The organism is Candidatus Poriferisocius sp., from assembly GCF_965204015.1.
In the GTDB taxonomy this organism is placed as follows: domain Bacteria; phylum Actinomycetota; class Acidimicrobiia; order Acidimicrobiales; family Bin134; genus Poriferisocius.
Window position 1 is genome coordinate 1,458,256 of sequence record NZ_OZ241965.1, and the last position, 16,219, is coordinate 1,474,474.

The following is a 16,219-nucleotide window of genomic DNA, read 5'->3' on the forward strand; positions in this document are numbered from 1 at the left end:
TATGCGGCTTTTGGTTGAGGCCATACGATATTGCCATGCTTACGCAGTTGGTCTCACAGGTTTGGGGGCTCGGCCTGGCGGGCCGTGGCGGGGTGAAGCGAGTGGCCGTCGTGTCGGTGGTCGGGTTTGCTTTGTTGGTTTCGGGGTGCGGGTCGAGCAGCGACAGCGGGGGTTCTGAGCCTTCGCCTGCGGCTGTGGAGTCTTCGCCTGAGGCTGTGGATGCTTCTGACTCGGGTGTCGGCGGTGACGGTGGGGGCGAAGTGTCCGAGGGCGAAGTGTCCGGGGGCGAGGAGGCGCCAGAGCCTGTGGCGACAGCGGCGCCTGCTGCTCCGGCTCCTTTGGGTCCGCCTCATACCGCGGAGTTGCCGTGGGGTGATTTCGCGTTGGCTGAGCGGATAGCGGCGAAGCTGGCTGATGGCCAGCAGTTGAACTTCGTGTTGTCGGCCAACGCCACCGGCGCGGGGGGATCGGGCGAGGTGATGGGCTTGGGCTGGGAGCAGGCTGCCGGGGGGTTCGGCGCTGACATCAATCCCCGGGTGATCGGTCCCAACAGCGCTGATCGGGCGGCGCAGATCGAGACCATCGACTCTTTGATCGGTTCGGGCAGCATCGACTGTTTGGCCGTTGAGGTGGACGACCCCGCGGCGTTCGTCGAGGTGATCGACCGGGCTGTTGATGCGGGTATCCCCACGTTCACTGTGGGCGGCGACAGCGCCGACTCCAAGCGGTTCGCGTTCTACGGGCTCGACGACCGGGCCGCGGGCAAGCTCGTGGGCGCCGTCGCCGGCGAGTGGGCCGCCGAGCGGCGGATCTTGATGCGGAAGGCCGCGGTGCTCACCGCCAATGTCGACGACCCCCGCTACCAGGCCCGGATGCAGGGCTTCGTGGAGGGCCTGTTGGAGATCCACTCGGGCATCGAGTTCATCAACGGGCCCGACATGGGCATCGAGTCGCTGGGCTTTGACCCCGACGAGGTGTACGCCGCCACCGAGGCCTGGGTGCTGGCCAACCCCGACGCCGACATGATCTTCCACACCGACCAGGGCATGGCCCAACTCGCCCGCGTGATCGCCGACCAGTTGCTGTACGGCGACATGTACACCTCGGGGTTCCACATGAACGAGGACATGGCCAACTACCTGCGCGACGGCGTCGTGGTCGCCGCAGTAGCCCAAGGCCTGTCCAACCAGGCCAACAGCGCCGGGGCGGCCTGCGGCCAGTTCCTCCTACAAGGCGCCCACGAAACAGGCCACGTCGTGCAAGAACCGCTCATCGCCACAGAAAGCAACGTCGACACCGTCGACTGGACACAGCCCGAAAACCAATAACCGCCCGAGGAGGACCAAACCCTTGGCCGACACCTCGCGGCGCCGCCGCGACCAACTGGGTGGAGCCATCAGCCTCTGGGTAGTGCTGATGGTGCCGGTGGCCGCGTTCGCCGCGGTGGTAGCCATGGCCGGCCCCCAGCGCATGGCAGCCGAGTCGTCCATGAACGAAGCCGCCGACGACCTAGCCACCCTGGCCGTAGCGCTACGCGACGGACGGGGTAATCCTAAAGAAGAGATTAAGGGTTTTCTGCCTGCTTGCCCGAGGGATCCCGGCTTGGGTCCCGATTTGAATCCGACGGAACAGGAAGAACTCCAAAAGGAACTCGAAGCAGTCTGCAACCTGTTGCTGGGCGACGACGCGAACGAAGTCGAAGGCTATCTGCATAGAGATTTGGGGTATCTGGGCATCAACACCGACTCCTGGGAGGGCTTCTACACAAACTCGATCTTTGAAGACCGCGTCTCCAACGACCCGGATACTCCCGAGGACGAATCCATCCCCAAACCCTGCTTCTTTGCTGATGATCTGCTGACCCGAGACGCGGTGTACGTGGCGCTGGCTGCCGACTGGGAAGACGCCGGCTGGGCCGCGGCCCAAGCCTGGCCCAACGGGGTGCGCATGGGCGAAGAGTTGGTGGCCCGGCTCAACCAGCGCGGCTCGATAACAGGTCGAGATCGATGTGTTCCCGACCGTTTGAATCCGCCGCCGCAGGATCCGGGCGATCCGAACTACACCCCCCCGCCCCGCACCGCCTTCTCCGACTAAGCCGCGACGATGCCCGAAGAAGAGCAGGCCCAGGCTGAGCACCGCGAGCCGGGGGTTCGGGGTGGTTGGGGGGAGCGGGGGGCGTCGCCGTTGGAGTTGGTGTTGTTGGCGGTGCCGTTGGTGTTGCTGGTGGTGTTTGTGTTGTGGGCCGGTCGGGGCGGCCGGGCTGGTTTGGTGTCGGATTTGGCCGCCGGGGAGGCCGCGGTGGTGGCGTCGCTGTGCTGTGAAGACGGCGATGATCCTGCTGCGGCGGAGGAGCGTAATCAGGTGGTGGCCGATGTGTTGTCGGCTCGGCCCGGTCTGGGGTTCTTGTGCATCGGCGGTCCCCGGCCTGCTGCGCTGGACGATGACGAGAAGTTTGTGGATGAGGCGTGGTTGGAGAGCTTCGACCCCGAAGTCCGCGGTGCGACCCGGGGGGTGGGCGCCGTCGGGGTGCGCTTCGAATGCGAGACCGACGGGGCGGTGGCGCCGCTGCGAGGCCTGTTCCCCACCGTGAGCTTCTTCGGCCAAGCCGCCGAGGTAGTAGCCATCCCACCCCGCCCGATCCTGGAGGTGGGCGAGAGCAGCGAGGATGAGGGGGATGCGGGCGATCCCGACGCCAAGAAAGTCAAGTTCCTGATCGAGTTCACCGGGCCGGCCGCCCAGAACGTGAACATCGTCTACTGGACCGCTGACGATCCCAACCCCGCCACCCACGAGGCCACCGCCGGCACCGATGCCGATAGCGACGGCGAGGTCGATGGCAATGGCGATTACTTGGCCATCTTGGAGGGGTCGCCGCAGGGCATTACGACGATCGCCGAGGGGCAGGTCTCTGCGGTTGTCCAGGTGACCGTCAAAGGCGACGATGCGTACGAGCACGACGAGACCTTCCTGCTGCATTGGTACATGGTGCCCGCCGATCCGTGCGACGCCGACGTGCCCCAGTTGTCGAACCCGTATGTGGACCCGCACAACCCGGACCCCGGCCCCGCTTGCAAACTGGTCGGCGACGAGCTTGTGACCGTCGGGGGCTACGACCCGAAGCGCTGGTGGAGGGCCAAGCCGGCGGTCGGCACCATCACCAACGACGACGATCCCCCCACCCTGGTGGTGGACCCTGCCAGCGCCGAGGAGGGCGACCCGATGACCTTCGATGTCCGTCTCCAAGGGTCCACTGAAGTCGAAGTCGAGGTCACCGTCGAGACCCGGGACCATGGCACCGGCGTCGGCAAAGCCAAATCCGGCGTCGACTACACACCCATCGACTCCACCTCGCCCAACCGCGACATCACCTTCCCCCCTGGCACCACCACACAAAACGTCACCGTCCCCACCATCGAGAACACGACCGGCGAGCAGGACAAGACCTTCGAGCTCAGGGCCACCGCCGATGACCACGCCAGAACGAACCCGCCCAATATCGAAAACGGGAAGCACGTCGCCATCGGTGTGGGCACCATCAAAGACGACGAGCCGAAGATCCGCATTGAGGTCGGTGCCGGCGCCTCCGTCCGGGAAGGCGAATCCTTGTTGGTCGAAGTCAAACTCGACAGGCCGCCGACTGACCTGGTCTGGGTCCACTACAGAGTTGTTCCCAGCGGCACCCATCCGGCCACGCCGCCGAGCATGCCAAACAGCGACTACACGGTTGGAGGACTCGGCCCGACGGGCAGGCTCGAATTCAAAGTCGGCGATCCGACGACCCAGACCATCTCGGTCAGCACCAGAGCCGATGCGGTCGACGAGAACGACGAGACCTTCACTGTCGAGCTCGAAAACCCCAGCACGAACTCCCTTATCGTCGTCTCCTCGGTCGAGGTCACCATCTTGGACCAAGACAATCCTCCGAAGCTGGAGATCGCCGGCCCGGCCAACCTGGTGGAAGAGGGCCAGGTGGCGGAGTTCACCGCCACGCTGATCGGGGCCACCATCTTCAACGTCGAGTTCGATGTCGAAACCCGCGACGGCACTGGCCCTAACGGCGCGGTGCAGCCCGGCGACTACACGCAGGTGCCCACCACCCGCATAACGATCCCCGCCGGGCAGTCAGCGATCCCCATCCTGGTCCAGACTTCAAGCGACGAGAACGAGGAAGTCGTAGAGGACTTCCACCTGGATGTGGACGTGAGCACCCTGCACAACGCCGACCCCGCTCGCGATCCCCTCACCGCCAGCGCCTCCATCCGCGATGCCACCCGCCGCGTGGTGTACGTCTCCAACAGCCCGACAGAAGAGGAGGGTGAAGACCTGGTGTTCACCATCACCCTCGACAACCGCAGCCTCGGCCCCATAACCGAAGATGTGACCATCAACTACGAGGTGGTCCCGTGCAACACCTGCCCCTCTTCTAACCCCGCCATCGCGGACGTCGACTACCGCCGCGGCAACCCGCACACCCCGATGGGCTCGGTGACATTCAAGCCTGGCGAGGCCTTGACGCAGAACGTCGAGGTGGAAACCCTGCTCGACAGGCTCGTCGAGACCGACGAGACGCTGCTCCTCAAACTCTCCAGCACGAACGTCCGGCCTCCTGATGGGTTCAAGTGCGAACCGTGCGATGGCACCGGCACCATTACGAACTTCACCCTGCCCGAGCTAAGCGTCAACAACCCCAGCGCCAAGGAGGGGGATGACCTCGGGTTCACCGTCACGCTGTCGCCAGCGAGCAAGTCGGACACCAGCTTCGACGTACGCACTTATGCGCTGACGGCCAGCGCCGGCGTCGGAGACTGCGCCGACGGCGGAGACTACCTCAGCGATTTCGAGAGCCCCTCCCCAGGCCGCAGGGTCACCATCGACGCCGGCGAGACCACGGCCAGCATCCCGATCCCGACGTGCTCCGACGCCGACGCGGATTTCCGCGAGACCCTCCAGCTTCGGATCTCCGACCCCGATTTCGCCTCCATCGACAAAGGCATCGGCACCGGCACGATCGAAGACGTCTTGCCCATGGTGCTGTCCGTCGACAACGCCAATGCGGTGGCCGGCGACGTTATGGGCTTCGTTGTCGGGCTTACCCGCCCGGCCGCCGCGAATTTCACGGTGTACTACTCCACCAAGCCCTACACCGGCAGGCCAGACATAGCCATGCCCTCCGCCAAGGGCGACGGCGGCGACTACAGCAACGCCAACGAGGAGAGCCGGGGCGATTCAGCACGGGGCGAGATCAATTTCAAAGCCGGCGAGTTGAGCATGATCGCCAAGGTCGAGACGTGGCCCGACAACGAGCTGTACGAAGAGGTGTTCCAGCTAAACATAGAGCTGGGCGAAGGGGCCGGCCAGGCCCGCGTCGTGCTCGGCAAAGCCACCGCGGTGGGCAGGATCACCCCGCGCCACAGCATCTTGGACATCGCCAACGCCGAGGCCGTCGAGGGCAAAGACGTGGAGTTCATTGTGACCCGCCGGGGCCGCACCGACCAGCGCTCCACGGTGAACTTTTCCACCTCGCGGCTGGCCACCGCGGCCCGCCCCGCCAAGGGCGGGTTTGAGCGTTGCACGGACTGCGATTACTACACGCCGTCGGAAACCCAGCTGGTGTTCGCCCCGGACCAGACCGAGAGGACCATCTCCGTGGGCACCCGCGTAGACACCGACGACGAGTGGCCCTTTGAGCAGTTCCTGGTGAGGCTGCACAACCCGGTGAACGCCGGTTTGGGGGCGTCGGCGGCGGTGGGCACCATCAACGAGGAGTGCGCCGATGCCGCCGACTCGTCTTCGAAGAAGCCGGTGGCCACCGGCAAAGACCAGATCGTGGGCGAGGGGGCCGGCCGGGCCACGGTGGTGTTCGAGTTCCGCCCCGCGGTGTGCCCGGCGACACCGCCGCCGACGGTGGGCTACACCATCGGCGCCCCCGGAGCCGGCGCCGCCGCCACCGTGGGGGCCGACTACACCGCGGCCTCATCCGGCACGGCGCGGGTTGAGGGGTACCGCGTCTTCATCGACGTGGCGGTGCTCGACGACGCCCTCGACGAGGACGACGAGGCGCTCGAGGTGGCCATCACCGGCTGGGATTCGGGGCAAGCGGCCCGCTGGACCGACGCCGATGTGCAGAAAAAAGCGCTGCTCACCATCCAAGACGACGACGCCGAGCCCGAGGTGAGCGTGTACGACTCGTCGGCGGTGGAGGGCGGATTGGTGCGGTTCTCGGTGCGCCTGGACCGGCCCAGCGGACGCACGGTGACGGTCCCCTACTCCACCCATCCGCTGACCGCCACCGAGGGCGTGGACTACGACGCCCCGACGGGGGGCACCCTGGTTTTCGAGGCGGGCGACACCGAGGAGTTCGCCGCAGTCGTCGCCCTCACCGACACCAACAGCGGAGAGGGCGACGAGCAGTTCCAGCTACGGCTGGGCACCCCGGTCAACGCCGGCATAGACGTCGGCACCGCCATCGGCACCATCGTCGACCGCACCCAGCCGGGCCTGTCGATCACGTCGAACTACGAGACCACCGGGACCAAGGCGTCGGAGGGCGGCTGGGAGGTGTTCACCGTCTCTTTGGACGAGGCCAGCACCGATGAGGTGAGCGTCGAGTACGCCACCGTCGGGCTCTCCGGCGACGGCGCGGCCACCGCGGGCACCGACTTCACCGCCGCGACGGGCACGATCACCTTCGCGGCGAACGACAACACCCCGCAGACCTTCAGGGTAGAAATCCTCCGCGACAACGTTCCCGAGGACGATGAGCGGTTGCAGGCAAGGCTGTTGCGTCCCGTCAACGCGGTGATCGGCGACGGGGTGGCGGCGACGGTGATTGCGGGCCAGTGCGCCGATCCGGCCAACGCGGCCCACCCGCCGCCGACACTGAGCGTGGCCGGAGCGTCGATCGACGAGGGCCACCGGACGGGGACGATGGCCTTCGCGCTGGCCGTCGACCGGCCTTTGTGCTCTGAGGCGGCGATCAGCGTCTCGCGCACCCACATCACCACCAGCGCCGCTGACTTCGCCGGGAACCCCGCGGCGGCGGTGTTCCCCGCGGGGGTGACCTCGGCGGTGTACCAGGGCATCGTGGTGGCCGACGACGACCTCGACGAAGCAGACGAGACGTTCGGGGTCGCCGTCTCCTGGGCCGCGGGGCCGCAGACCTGGCAGGACGCGGCGGCGGCCACCGCGACGGGCACCATCATCGACGACGACGAAACAGCGGAAATCTCCATCGCCGGCGCTTCCGGCATCGAGGGCGCCACCCTCAGCTTCCCGGTGACGCTCGACCGGGTGGCCCCCGGGGACGTGACGGTGGAATACGCGGCGGAACGACACAACGCAGCGGCCTATCCCGCCGAGCCGGGGGCGGACTTCGAGGAGGTGTCGGGCACGCTTACCATCGCGGCGGGCACCATCAGCGGGGCCGTGGAGGTGCCCGCCCTGCGAGACGACGTCGACGGCGAGCCCGACGAGACGTTCCTGGTGCGGCTGAGCCGCCCGAACCGGTACGCCCAGATCAGCGTGGGCACCGCGGCGGGCACCATCATCGACGTGCCCACCCCGAAGATCTCGGTGGCCGACGCCGAGGCCGACGAGGGGCAGATCCTGGAGTTCGAGGTGACGTTGGACACCGAGGGCGCCGAGCCGGTCAAGGTGGAGTTCAAAACCGTCGAGCTCTCCGGCGACGGCGCCGCCACCTCGGGCGACGACTACCTGCCCACCTCGGGCACGCTCACCTTCGCCCCCGGCGAGACCCTCAAAACGGTGCAGGTGGCCGCGCTGGCCGACAACAAGCACCTCGAGGGCGACGAGAGCCTCGAGCTCAAGCTGTCGAACCCGGCCGGCGCCGACCTCGACGACGAGATCGGCGTCGGCGTGATCCGCAACCTCGGCGAGCCAGAGATCTCGGTGGCCGACAGCCGCGCCGAGGAGGGCCAAAGCGTGGTGTTCAAGATAACGCTGAACAACCGGGGAAGCCGCGACATCACCGTGGGCTACGCCGCCGAGTCGCGCCGCACCGCCGGCGACGTGGCCGCCACCGAAGGAGACGACTACAACGCGGTCACCGGGACGGCCACCATTTCGGCGGGCGACACTGAGGCCACCGTGGCGGTGGCCACCGTCGACGACCGCGTCGACGAGTACGACGAGGTGTTCGCGCTCACGCTCACGCTCACCGCCCCCGACTACGGCACCCTGGCCGACGCCAACGCGACGGGCACCATCGAGGACAACGACGACGAGCCCGCCATCACCATCGCCGACACCGCGGAGGCCGAGGACGCCGGAACCCTGGATGTGACCGTGGCGCTGGACGCGCCCAGCGGACGCACCGTCGCCGTGGACTACGCCTTCACCGCCGGCACCGCCACCGAGGGCACCGACTACCAAGCGGTGACGGGCGGTGAGCTGGCCGGGACGGTGGCCATCCCCGCCGGGCGCCGCTCGGCTGTGCTGTCGGTCGCGCTGATCGACGACGAACTCGCCGAGGGCGCCGAGACGCTCACCCTGTCGCTGTCGAACCCGCGAAACGCCACTTTGGCCGCCAGCACCGCCACGCTCACCATCCTCGACGACGAGGGCCTGCCCACCGCCTACCTCGACCCCGACCTCACCGGGTCGCCCGAGGGCCAGCCCACCGAGATCGCGCTGCGCCTCAGCGGGCCCAGCGAGCAAGAAGTGACCGTGGACTACCGCACCAGCGGCGGCACTGCCACGCCCGGCGCCGACTACACCGCGGTGCCGCTCACCACCGCCACCTTTGCCGTCGGCGAGACCCTCAAAACCCTGTCTACCCCCACCGTCGACGACGACGATGAGGAGGATGACGAGACCGTCGGCTGGGAGATCAGCAACCCGACCAACGCGCAGCTCGCCCAGACCACCGGGACGTCGCTGATCATCGACGACGACGGCGAGCCCCGGATCAGGGTGGACGACGCCCGCGCCACCGAGGGCGGGCAGGCCGCGTTCACCATCAGGCTGTCGGCCCCCTCAGACGAAGAGGTCACCGTGGCCTACCGAACCCAGGCCGACGCGTTCGCCGGCGCCGCCGCGGCCACCCCCGACCAGGACTTCACCAGCACCTCGGGCACCGCCACCATCGCCGCCGGAACCCAAACCGCAACAGTGCCGGTCACGCTGCCCGACGACTCCCTCGACGAGGGCATCGAGACGTTCTGGCTGCGCCTCGACGCCGACACCGCCAGCGGCGCCGACGTGGCCGACGCGGTGGCCATCGGCACCATCGACGACAACGACCCCCCACCCACCCTCTCCATCGCAAACGCGGCGGCCGTCGAGGGCGACCCCGTGCAGTTCGCCGTGACCCTCAGCGCCCCCAGCGGACGCACGGTCAAAGTCCGATACGCCCCCCAGCGCCACGACAAGGGCGACCCCGACCGGGAGGCCACGCCCGTCGACGACTACGACCCCGCGGCCAAAGTCCTCGTCATCCCCGCCGGCACCACCACCGCGGTCGCCGAGGTCCAAGCCCGAGAAGACCAGATCACCGAATACCGGGAGACGTTCCTGGTCCGCCTCTACAACCCCGACCACGCCACCATCGCCGTCGCCACCGCCACCGGGACCATCATCGACAAGACCGGCCTGCCCCAGGCCTCCATCGCAAACGCCCAAACCGCCGAGGGCAACGGCACGATATCGGTGCCCGTCACCCTCAGCCACGCCAGCGCCCAGACCGTCACCTTCGCCTACACCACCCAAACCACCGCAACCGACGAGGAAGGCCACGCCAAGCCCGGCGACGACTACACCACCGCATCAGGCACCCTCACCATCGACCCCGGCGAAACCACCGCCACCATCGACGTCGCCATCGCCGACGACGACACCGTCGAACCCGACGAGACCTTCGCCATCCAGCTCCGCAACCCCCAGCAAGCCACCCTCATCGAAGACCGGGCCACCGCCACCATCATCGACGACGACGGCCTCCCCCGCCTCTCCATCACCAGCGCCCAAGCCGCCGAAGACGACGGCTCGATAACCCTCAACGTCGCGCTCAGCCACCCCAGCACCGACCCGGTCACCGTGCAGTACAACACCTTCGACAACACCGCCACCCAGCGCCGCGACTACACCCCCACAACCGGCACCCTCACCATCGACGCCGGCAACACCGCCGCCACCATCAGCGTGCCCATCACCGACGACCTCATCGACGAGAACCCCGAGACCATCACCGTCCGCCTCACCAACCCCACCAAAGCCACCGTGCTCCGAACCGCCGCCGCCGCCACCGCCACCATCCAAGACGACGACCCCGCCCCCACCATCCGCCTCCTGCCCGCCACCGCCGAAGAAGGCCAACCCCTCCAATTCACCGCCCTCCTCGACGCCCCCTCAGGACTCACCGTCGACACCGACTACACCACCCAAACCACCGGAACCGGCGCCGGCCACGCCACCCCCAACGCCGACTACACCCCTACCCGAGGCACCATCACAATCCCCCCCGGCGAAACCACCGCCACCATTTCCGTCGCCACCCTCACCGACACCCGAACCGAAATCCCCGAAACCCTCCAACTCGCCCTCACCAATCCCCAAAACACCACCCTGCACCCCACCGGCCACACCGCTGTCGGCACCATCAACAACAACCCGCCCCCCACCATCACCGTCAACGACGCATCCGCCCTCGAAGGCAGCCCCGTCAGATTCACCCTCCAACTCGACAAACCAGCCACCAGCGACGTGGAAGTTGAGTTCCACTTCATCAGCGTTACCGCAAGCGGTGCCCGTCCGGGGATCAGGCCGTCTGATCGCCGGTATTTCCAGTTCTTTCCGAACTACCCGAGTACCCCGCCCCCTCCGCGCGACCCGCCCTATCCGCTGTGGGCGGTTATCCCTGCCGGGCAGACTCAAACGACGGTGACCGTTCCCACCGGTCCCGCACTGGGCGCCACCCTGGGAGACTTGACGTTCTTGTTGCGTCTTGTGCGGGTCACCGAGGGCTTCGCGGTGATCGGCGATGCCACTGCGGTGGGCACCATCTTGCAGACTGCTCTGGCGCCTTCTTTGTCGGTGGACGATCCTCAAGCCGCCGAGGGTGCTGCGGCCACCTTCACGGTGACCTTGACCCGGGATGAGAACACGGCCGACACCGCGGTCAGCGTCGCGTACCGCACAGAGGCCCTGACCGCCGCCGAGGGCACCGACTACACCGCCGCGACGGGCCGGCTGAGCTTTCCGGCCTCTGAGAACACCCAGGAGCTCACCGTGTCGGTTCCCACCGTGGACGACAAGCTCTCCGAAGACCCCGAAACGTTCCAATTGGTGCTCCACAGCCTCCAGGGCAAGGCGCAAATTACAGACCGCGCCGGGACGGCCACCATCCTCGACAACGACTCCGAGCCCACCTTGTCTATCGGCGCCGCCGAGGCCGACGAGGGCACCCCCCTGGAGTTCGCCGCCACCCTCAACTCCCCCAGCGGGCGGCGCATCACCGCCGACTACCGCACCCGCGGCGTCACCGCCGCCGACGGCGTCGACTACCTGACCACCGCCGGCACCGTCACATTCCCCCCCGGCACCACCCGACAAACCATCACCGTGGCCACCCTGCCCGACAGCCTCGTAGAAGACGACGAGACCCTTGAAGTGGTCCTCAGCAACTTCGTTGGGGCAGTCCCCGGCGGCAACGGTGCCGGAACCATCATCGACGCCACAAACCCCGCCATACGAGTGGCCGACGCCTCCGCCCAAGAAGGCGACCCCCTCGAGTTCGTCGTCACCCTCAACCGCCAACACGACACCGCCGTGACCGTGGCCTACGCCACCGCCGGCAGCGGTGCCAACCCCGCCACCGCCAACAGCGACTACACTCCGGCCACCGGCACCGTCGCGTTCCCGCCCGGCACCACCCGCCAAACCGTCTCGGTGGCCACCCTCACCGACCAAAACGACGAAAACGACGAAACCCTCACCCTCACCCTCTCCAACCCGACCGGCACCGCCAGAATCCTCGACGGCACCGCCACCGGAACCATCCAAAACGCAGCCTTGCCCACCATCTCAGTTCAAGACGCGACCGGCAGGGAACGTGGTCTACGGGGGCCCGCAACGTACATCGCGCTCACGGTGAGTCTGAGCTACCCCACCAGCCAAATCGTCACCGTCGACTGGGCCACCGCCGACGGCACCGCCACCGGCGCCGAAAGTCTGCCTGAACCGAGATCTCTGGCTTATCCGATTCCTGAAGGATGGAACGAGGTCGACTACAAGGAAGACTCCGGTACCGTTACGTTTCCGGCCGGTACAACAACTCGAACCATCCGGATCGAGATCGCCCGAGACGCTGCTCAAGAGTTTACCGAGACCTTCCACGTTGAGTTCAGCAACCCGGTCAATGCCATCGTCGACCCCGACCCCCTCCGCGCCACCGTCACCATCATCGATGCCAACCACGCTATGCGTATTCGATTCGGCCTGTACGGAAGCGCGCAGTACAGCTTTTACGAGGGGGCTGCTGCCCGATCGCGGCCAACCGCTGACGTGTATTTCTCATGGGAAGGGTGGCATGTCAGCACCGACATGGTGATAACCGCCGACTATTCGATAGAAGAGCTGCCCGCTTCCGACGCGGCGAACCGGGCAACCGCAGGGGAAGACTTTGTGGCCGAAACGGGCACGCTGACCATCAACCCCGGCCAGCAGTACGCCTCAATCCCCCTCCGCATTCTCGACGACAGCAACTTCGAGGGCACGGAACAATTCCAAGTGACGCTGTCCAATGCCGTGAATGCGGAACTTCCGTCCCATTTCGGCGTATCCGCCATTGTGACCATCCAGGACGACGAGCCCTATGTGTCCAATGTGTCGGGCCGCGTGGCGAACGAGGGCGACGACGTGGTGTTCACCGTGGAGCTCACTGCCCCCAACGGGGCGAGCTATACCGGGGCGCGCGTCAAGTACCGAACCGTGGATGGCACCGCGAAGGGCGGAACCTCGGGCTGCTCAACCTGCGACTTTGTACGCAAGACGGACACGATCACCTTCTCCAGCTCGCGCACCGCCACTGTCAGGGTGCCGACGGTGAGGGACGGCACCGCCGAGGTCCTCGAGACGTTCCAGTTGCGACTCACCGCAGACCCCGACTCACCAGTCGCTCTCGCCTTGGCCGACGACCGCGCCACTGGCACCATCAACGACACCGATGACCGGGTGGTGTCGTTGAACGTGCAGGGGGCGTCGGCCGGGTCGGGGGCCTCCCGCACGGTAGATGAGGGCGTGCTGGTGCCGGTCGAGGTGCGTCTGAACGTGCCGAGCGACGAAGATGTCACTGGCACCATCGAGTTGGTCTCCGGCACCGCCACGTTCGGCGGCAAATGCGTCACCGACTACGGCCTCGGCCTGGCTTATCACCCCTCAACCGCCTATGCGTATGTATTTGAACAGGGAATAAAAGAGCTCTCGGCATCGCAGGAGTGGACGATCTCCGCGGGCAACACCAGTTTCTCCACCAGCATCACGGTTCTCAAGGATGGAATCGACGAGCTCAACGAGGCGTTCCGAGTCCGCCTCGTCAGTGTTAACGGCGCCAAGATCGGCCCCGACTCCAGCGTGAGCATCACGATCCGAGACCTCGACGAGCAGCCGACACTGGCGATTGCCGACACCGCCGTCGTCGAGGGCGATACCGCAGTGATTGGCTTGTTCTACCAGTCGGGAAATCAATACTCCTGGGGCCAATTCTGCGCGAGCGCCTTGGGCGCGACCGTGGTTGCCACCGCCAAAGATGGGTCGGCACTGGGGGGCACCCACTACACCGCTAGTTCGGAGACGCTGGTGTACGGCCCTATGGTGTACTCGGAAAGCCTAGGTCACAGTGTTCTCACCCGTTGGGACAAATTCGAGGTGGAGACTCTTTCCGACGGCGTGTCCTCGGGCGACCGGGTTTTCGAGGTGGAGTTGAGCAATCCGCAGAACGCCATTCTCGGCCGGTCGGTTGGCCGGGTGCGGATCATCGAGGGTGACTGCGTTGATCCGACGGCGGCCGATTTTGTTCCGCCGACGTTGGGGATTGCGTCGGCCAGTGCGGATGAGGGCGAGGGTTTGCCGTTCACTGTTTCGGTGAGCAAGCCGTTCTGTAGCGATGTGGCCACGGCGGTGTCGGTGTCGGTGGCGCTGGACTCCGAGGGCTCAGACGGCGCGAGCTCGGACGACGTGAACACGCCGTCGGGGACGGTGGGCTTCAAGGCCGGTGAGACCACGGCGAAGTATTCGGGGGCGAGGAGTTTTGAGGACAGCCTCGACGAGCCCGACGAGACGGTGAAGGCCACCGCGTCGTGGCATCCGTCGCTCAACGTGGGGGCCACCTATTCGGCCTTGTCGGTGTCGGCCACCGGGACCATCTTGGACGACGATCCCGAGCCCAGCTTGGAGATCATCGACGCCACCGCGACCGAGGCTGGCGAGTTGAAGTTCATCGTCACCCTCGACGCGCCTAGCGGCAAGCAAGTCACCGTGGACTACGCCACCGCCCGGGGCGTGGGCACCGCAACGGTGGTTGACGACTACACCGCGGTGGATGGCACGCTCACCTTCGAGCCGGGCCAGACCACCAAGCAGGTAGTGGTGCAGTCGTTGGCCGACGCCCTCGACGAGCACGACGAGACCTTCCAGCTCAAGCTGGCCGACCCGACAAACGCCACCATCGACGACGCCATCGGGGTGGGCACCATCGAAGACGACGACCCCCTGCCGGTGGTGTCGATCGAGACCAGTGTGTCAGCCAAAGAGGGCGACGAGATACAACTGACCATCACCCTCTCCCCCGTGAGCGGCCGCAGCGTGACCGTGGTGTATGCCACCGCCGACGACGACAGCGAAGGTGCCAACCAGGCCATCAGTGTTTCCGACACCCCCGCCGAAATCGACTACACCGCCAAGACCGCCACCGCCACCATCCCCGCGGGCAACACCACCAGCACCATCGAGATCGAAGTGGCCGCCGACACCGACCCCGAACCTGACGAGACCTTCCTGGTGAAACTCCTCGAAGCCAACCCCGACAACAGCCTCCAAAAAACCACCCACGCCACCATCCACGCCACCGACCACACCGCCACCGCCACCATCACAAACGATGACGAATGACACCCCGCTAACCTCCACCGCCGAGGCCGTGGCGAGGCAGGTGATCGGACCCAAGAGCGGTAGGGTTTGGGAAGACCGTATGGTGCCCACTGGAAATCGCAAGAACCTCCTTGAAGCCGAGGCTGGGCCGGGAAGTGACATTGATCTGGCTGTGACAGAACCAACCCGCAAACGACGCGACGACCGGGGCGAGACTCTGGCCTTCTTGGTGATGTGGCCCGTTCTGATCGTGGCCATTCTGCTGCTGCTGGTTCACACGTTCATCGTGGTCAACGCCCAAGCCGAAGCCGAGGTAGCAGCCTCAGAAGGGCTGCGAGCAGCATGGCGCGCCGCAGCGGCAACCGACATGGGCACATCCGAAGGAACGCAGGCCATGGCCAACGCGGCCAAGGACGCCGCCGCGGAGGTAGCCGGGCAAGGCGACGGCTGGCGGTGGTGGACGCCGGGCGCCACCGAGGTGAAGAGCGACTGGTGCCACCCCCCGGGAACGCCTGCGCACCCCCTGGATCCGACCGACCCGAAGGGAAAGGCGGGCTGGGTGCAGGTGAAGGTACAGGGCGAGGTGTTCGGGCCGATGGCGGCACTGTGGCCAGGTCGGCTCGATCAGGTGTACGCCGTGGCCAACGGACCCGCAGTGCTGACCAACGCACCGGGCACGCTGGAGCTTGAAGGAGGCTACGTCGTGCCCCCCGAGGGCCATCTTACCGATTGCTGAGGCAGCATCGACTTCTACCGGTCCAGGATGCACTTCGCTTTTTCTGCCGGTACAGGAGGAGTTCCCGGCTGCTCCTGCTCTGGTTTAGACCAGACTATTGCACTCGAATCCAAGACATCGCTGAAGCGCTGGCCGACGGCTATACAACGGGTTTCGTAGACGCTGTCGACGTAACTGGCATGGCTGTTCTCGAAAATATCGTTAGCCTCGTGAGCCACTTTGGCGGCCTCGATCTCGGCGTCCACAATGCGGACGTCGTCGGGGGGTGGGCGTTCGGTGGTGTCGTCCACTATGCGTTGGACGGCCAACACCGAGAAAGCGGCCACGCCGGCGATGGCGGCCACGATCAAGAGCCATTCCAACGTCATCAGGCCGCGTTCG

General features: G+C 66.5%; 5 protein-coding genes. 4 read left to right on the top strand and 1 reads right to left on the bottom strand.

The features are described from left to right. Positions 1 to 35: 35 nt before the first annotated feature. Genes ACOGJC_RS06435 through ACOGJC_RS06450 form a run of 4 tightly spaced genes read left to right on the top strand, consistent with a single transcriptional unit; the run spans position 36 to position 15,838 of the window. Positions 36 to 1,328, top strand: coding sequence for a substrate-binding domain-containing protein (locus tag ACOGJC_RS06435; protein WP_419847686.1), 1,293 nt, complete (start codon positions 36 to 38; stop codon positions 1,326 to 1,328). Positions 1,329 to 1,350: 22 nt separating this feature from the next. Beyond that, positions 1,351 to 2,094 (top strand): hypothetical protein, encoded by a 744-nt coding sequence (locus ACOGJC_RS06440; RefSeq protein ID WP_419847687.1) that lies wholly within the window; start codon positions 1,351 to 1,353, stop codon positions 2,092 to 2,094. Positions 2,095 to 2,103: 9 nt separating this feature from the next. Then, the gene (locus tag ACOGJC_RS06445; protein ID WP_419847688.1) at positions 2,104 to 15,123 is read left to right on the top strand and encodes a Calx-beta domain-containing protein; all 13,020 of its coding nucleotides are present in this window, start codon (positions 2,104 to 2,106) and stop codon (positions 15,121 to 15,123) included. Further along, positions 15,113 to 15,838: a hypothetical protein gene (locus tag ACOGJC_RS06450; protein WP_419847689.1), complete on the top strand. Its 726-nt coding sequence runs from the start codon at positions 15,113 to 15,115 to the stop codon at positions 15,836 to 15,838. The genes ACOGJC_RS06445 and ACOGJC_RS06450 overlap by 11 nt, the downstream gene beginning before the upstream one ends. Positions 15,839 to 15,852: 14 nt before the next feature. Here ACOGJC_RS06450 and ACOGJC_RS06455 read toward each other — a convergent pair whose 3' ends face one another. Beyond that, on the bottom strand, positions 15,853 to 16,206 hold the full coding sequence (locus ACOGJC_RS06455; RefSeq protein ID WP_419847690.1) for a hypothetical protein: 354 nt from the start codon (positions 16,204 to 16,206) through the stop codon (positions 15,853 to 15,855). Positions 16,207 to 16,219 lie beyond the last annotated feature (13 nt).

What these genes read in the sequence shown, in the direction of transcription:
- ACOGJC_RS06450 (WP_419847689.1), top strand. Translation starts at nt 15,113, where the DNA reads ATGACGAATGACACCCCGCTAACCTCCACCGCCGAGGCCGTGGCGAGG.
- ACOGJC_RS06455 (WP_419847690.1), bottom strand. Translation starts at nt 16,206, where the DNA reads ATGACGTTGGAATGGCTCTTGATCGTGGCCGCCATCGCCGGCGTGGCC.
- ACOGJC_RS06435 (WP_419847686.1), top strand. Translation starts at nt 36, where the DNA reads ATGCTTACGCAGTTGGTCTCACAGGTTTGGGGGCTCGGCCTGGCGGGC.
- ACOGJC_RS06445 (WP_419847688.1), top strand. Translation starts at nt 2,104, where the DNA reads ATGCCCGAAGAAGAGCAGGCCCAGGCTGAGCACCGCGAGCCGGGGGTT.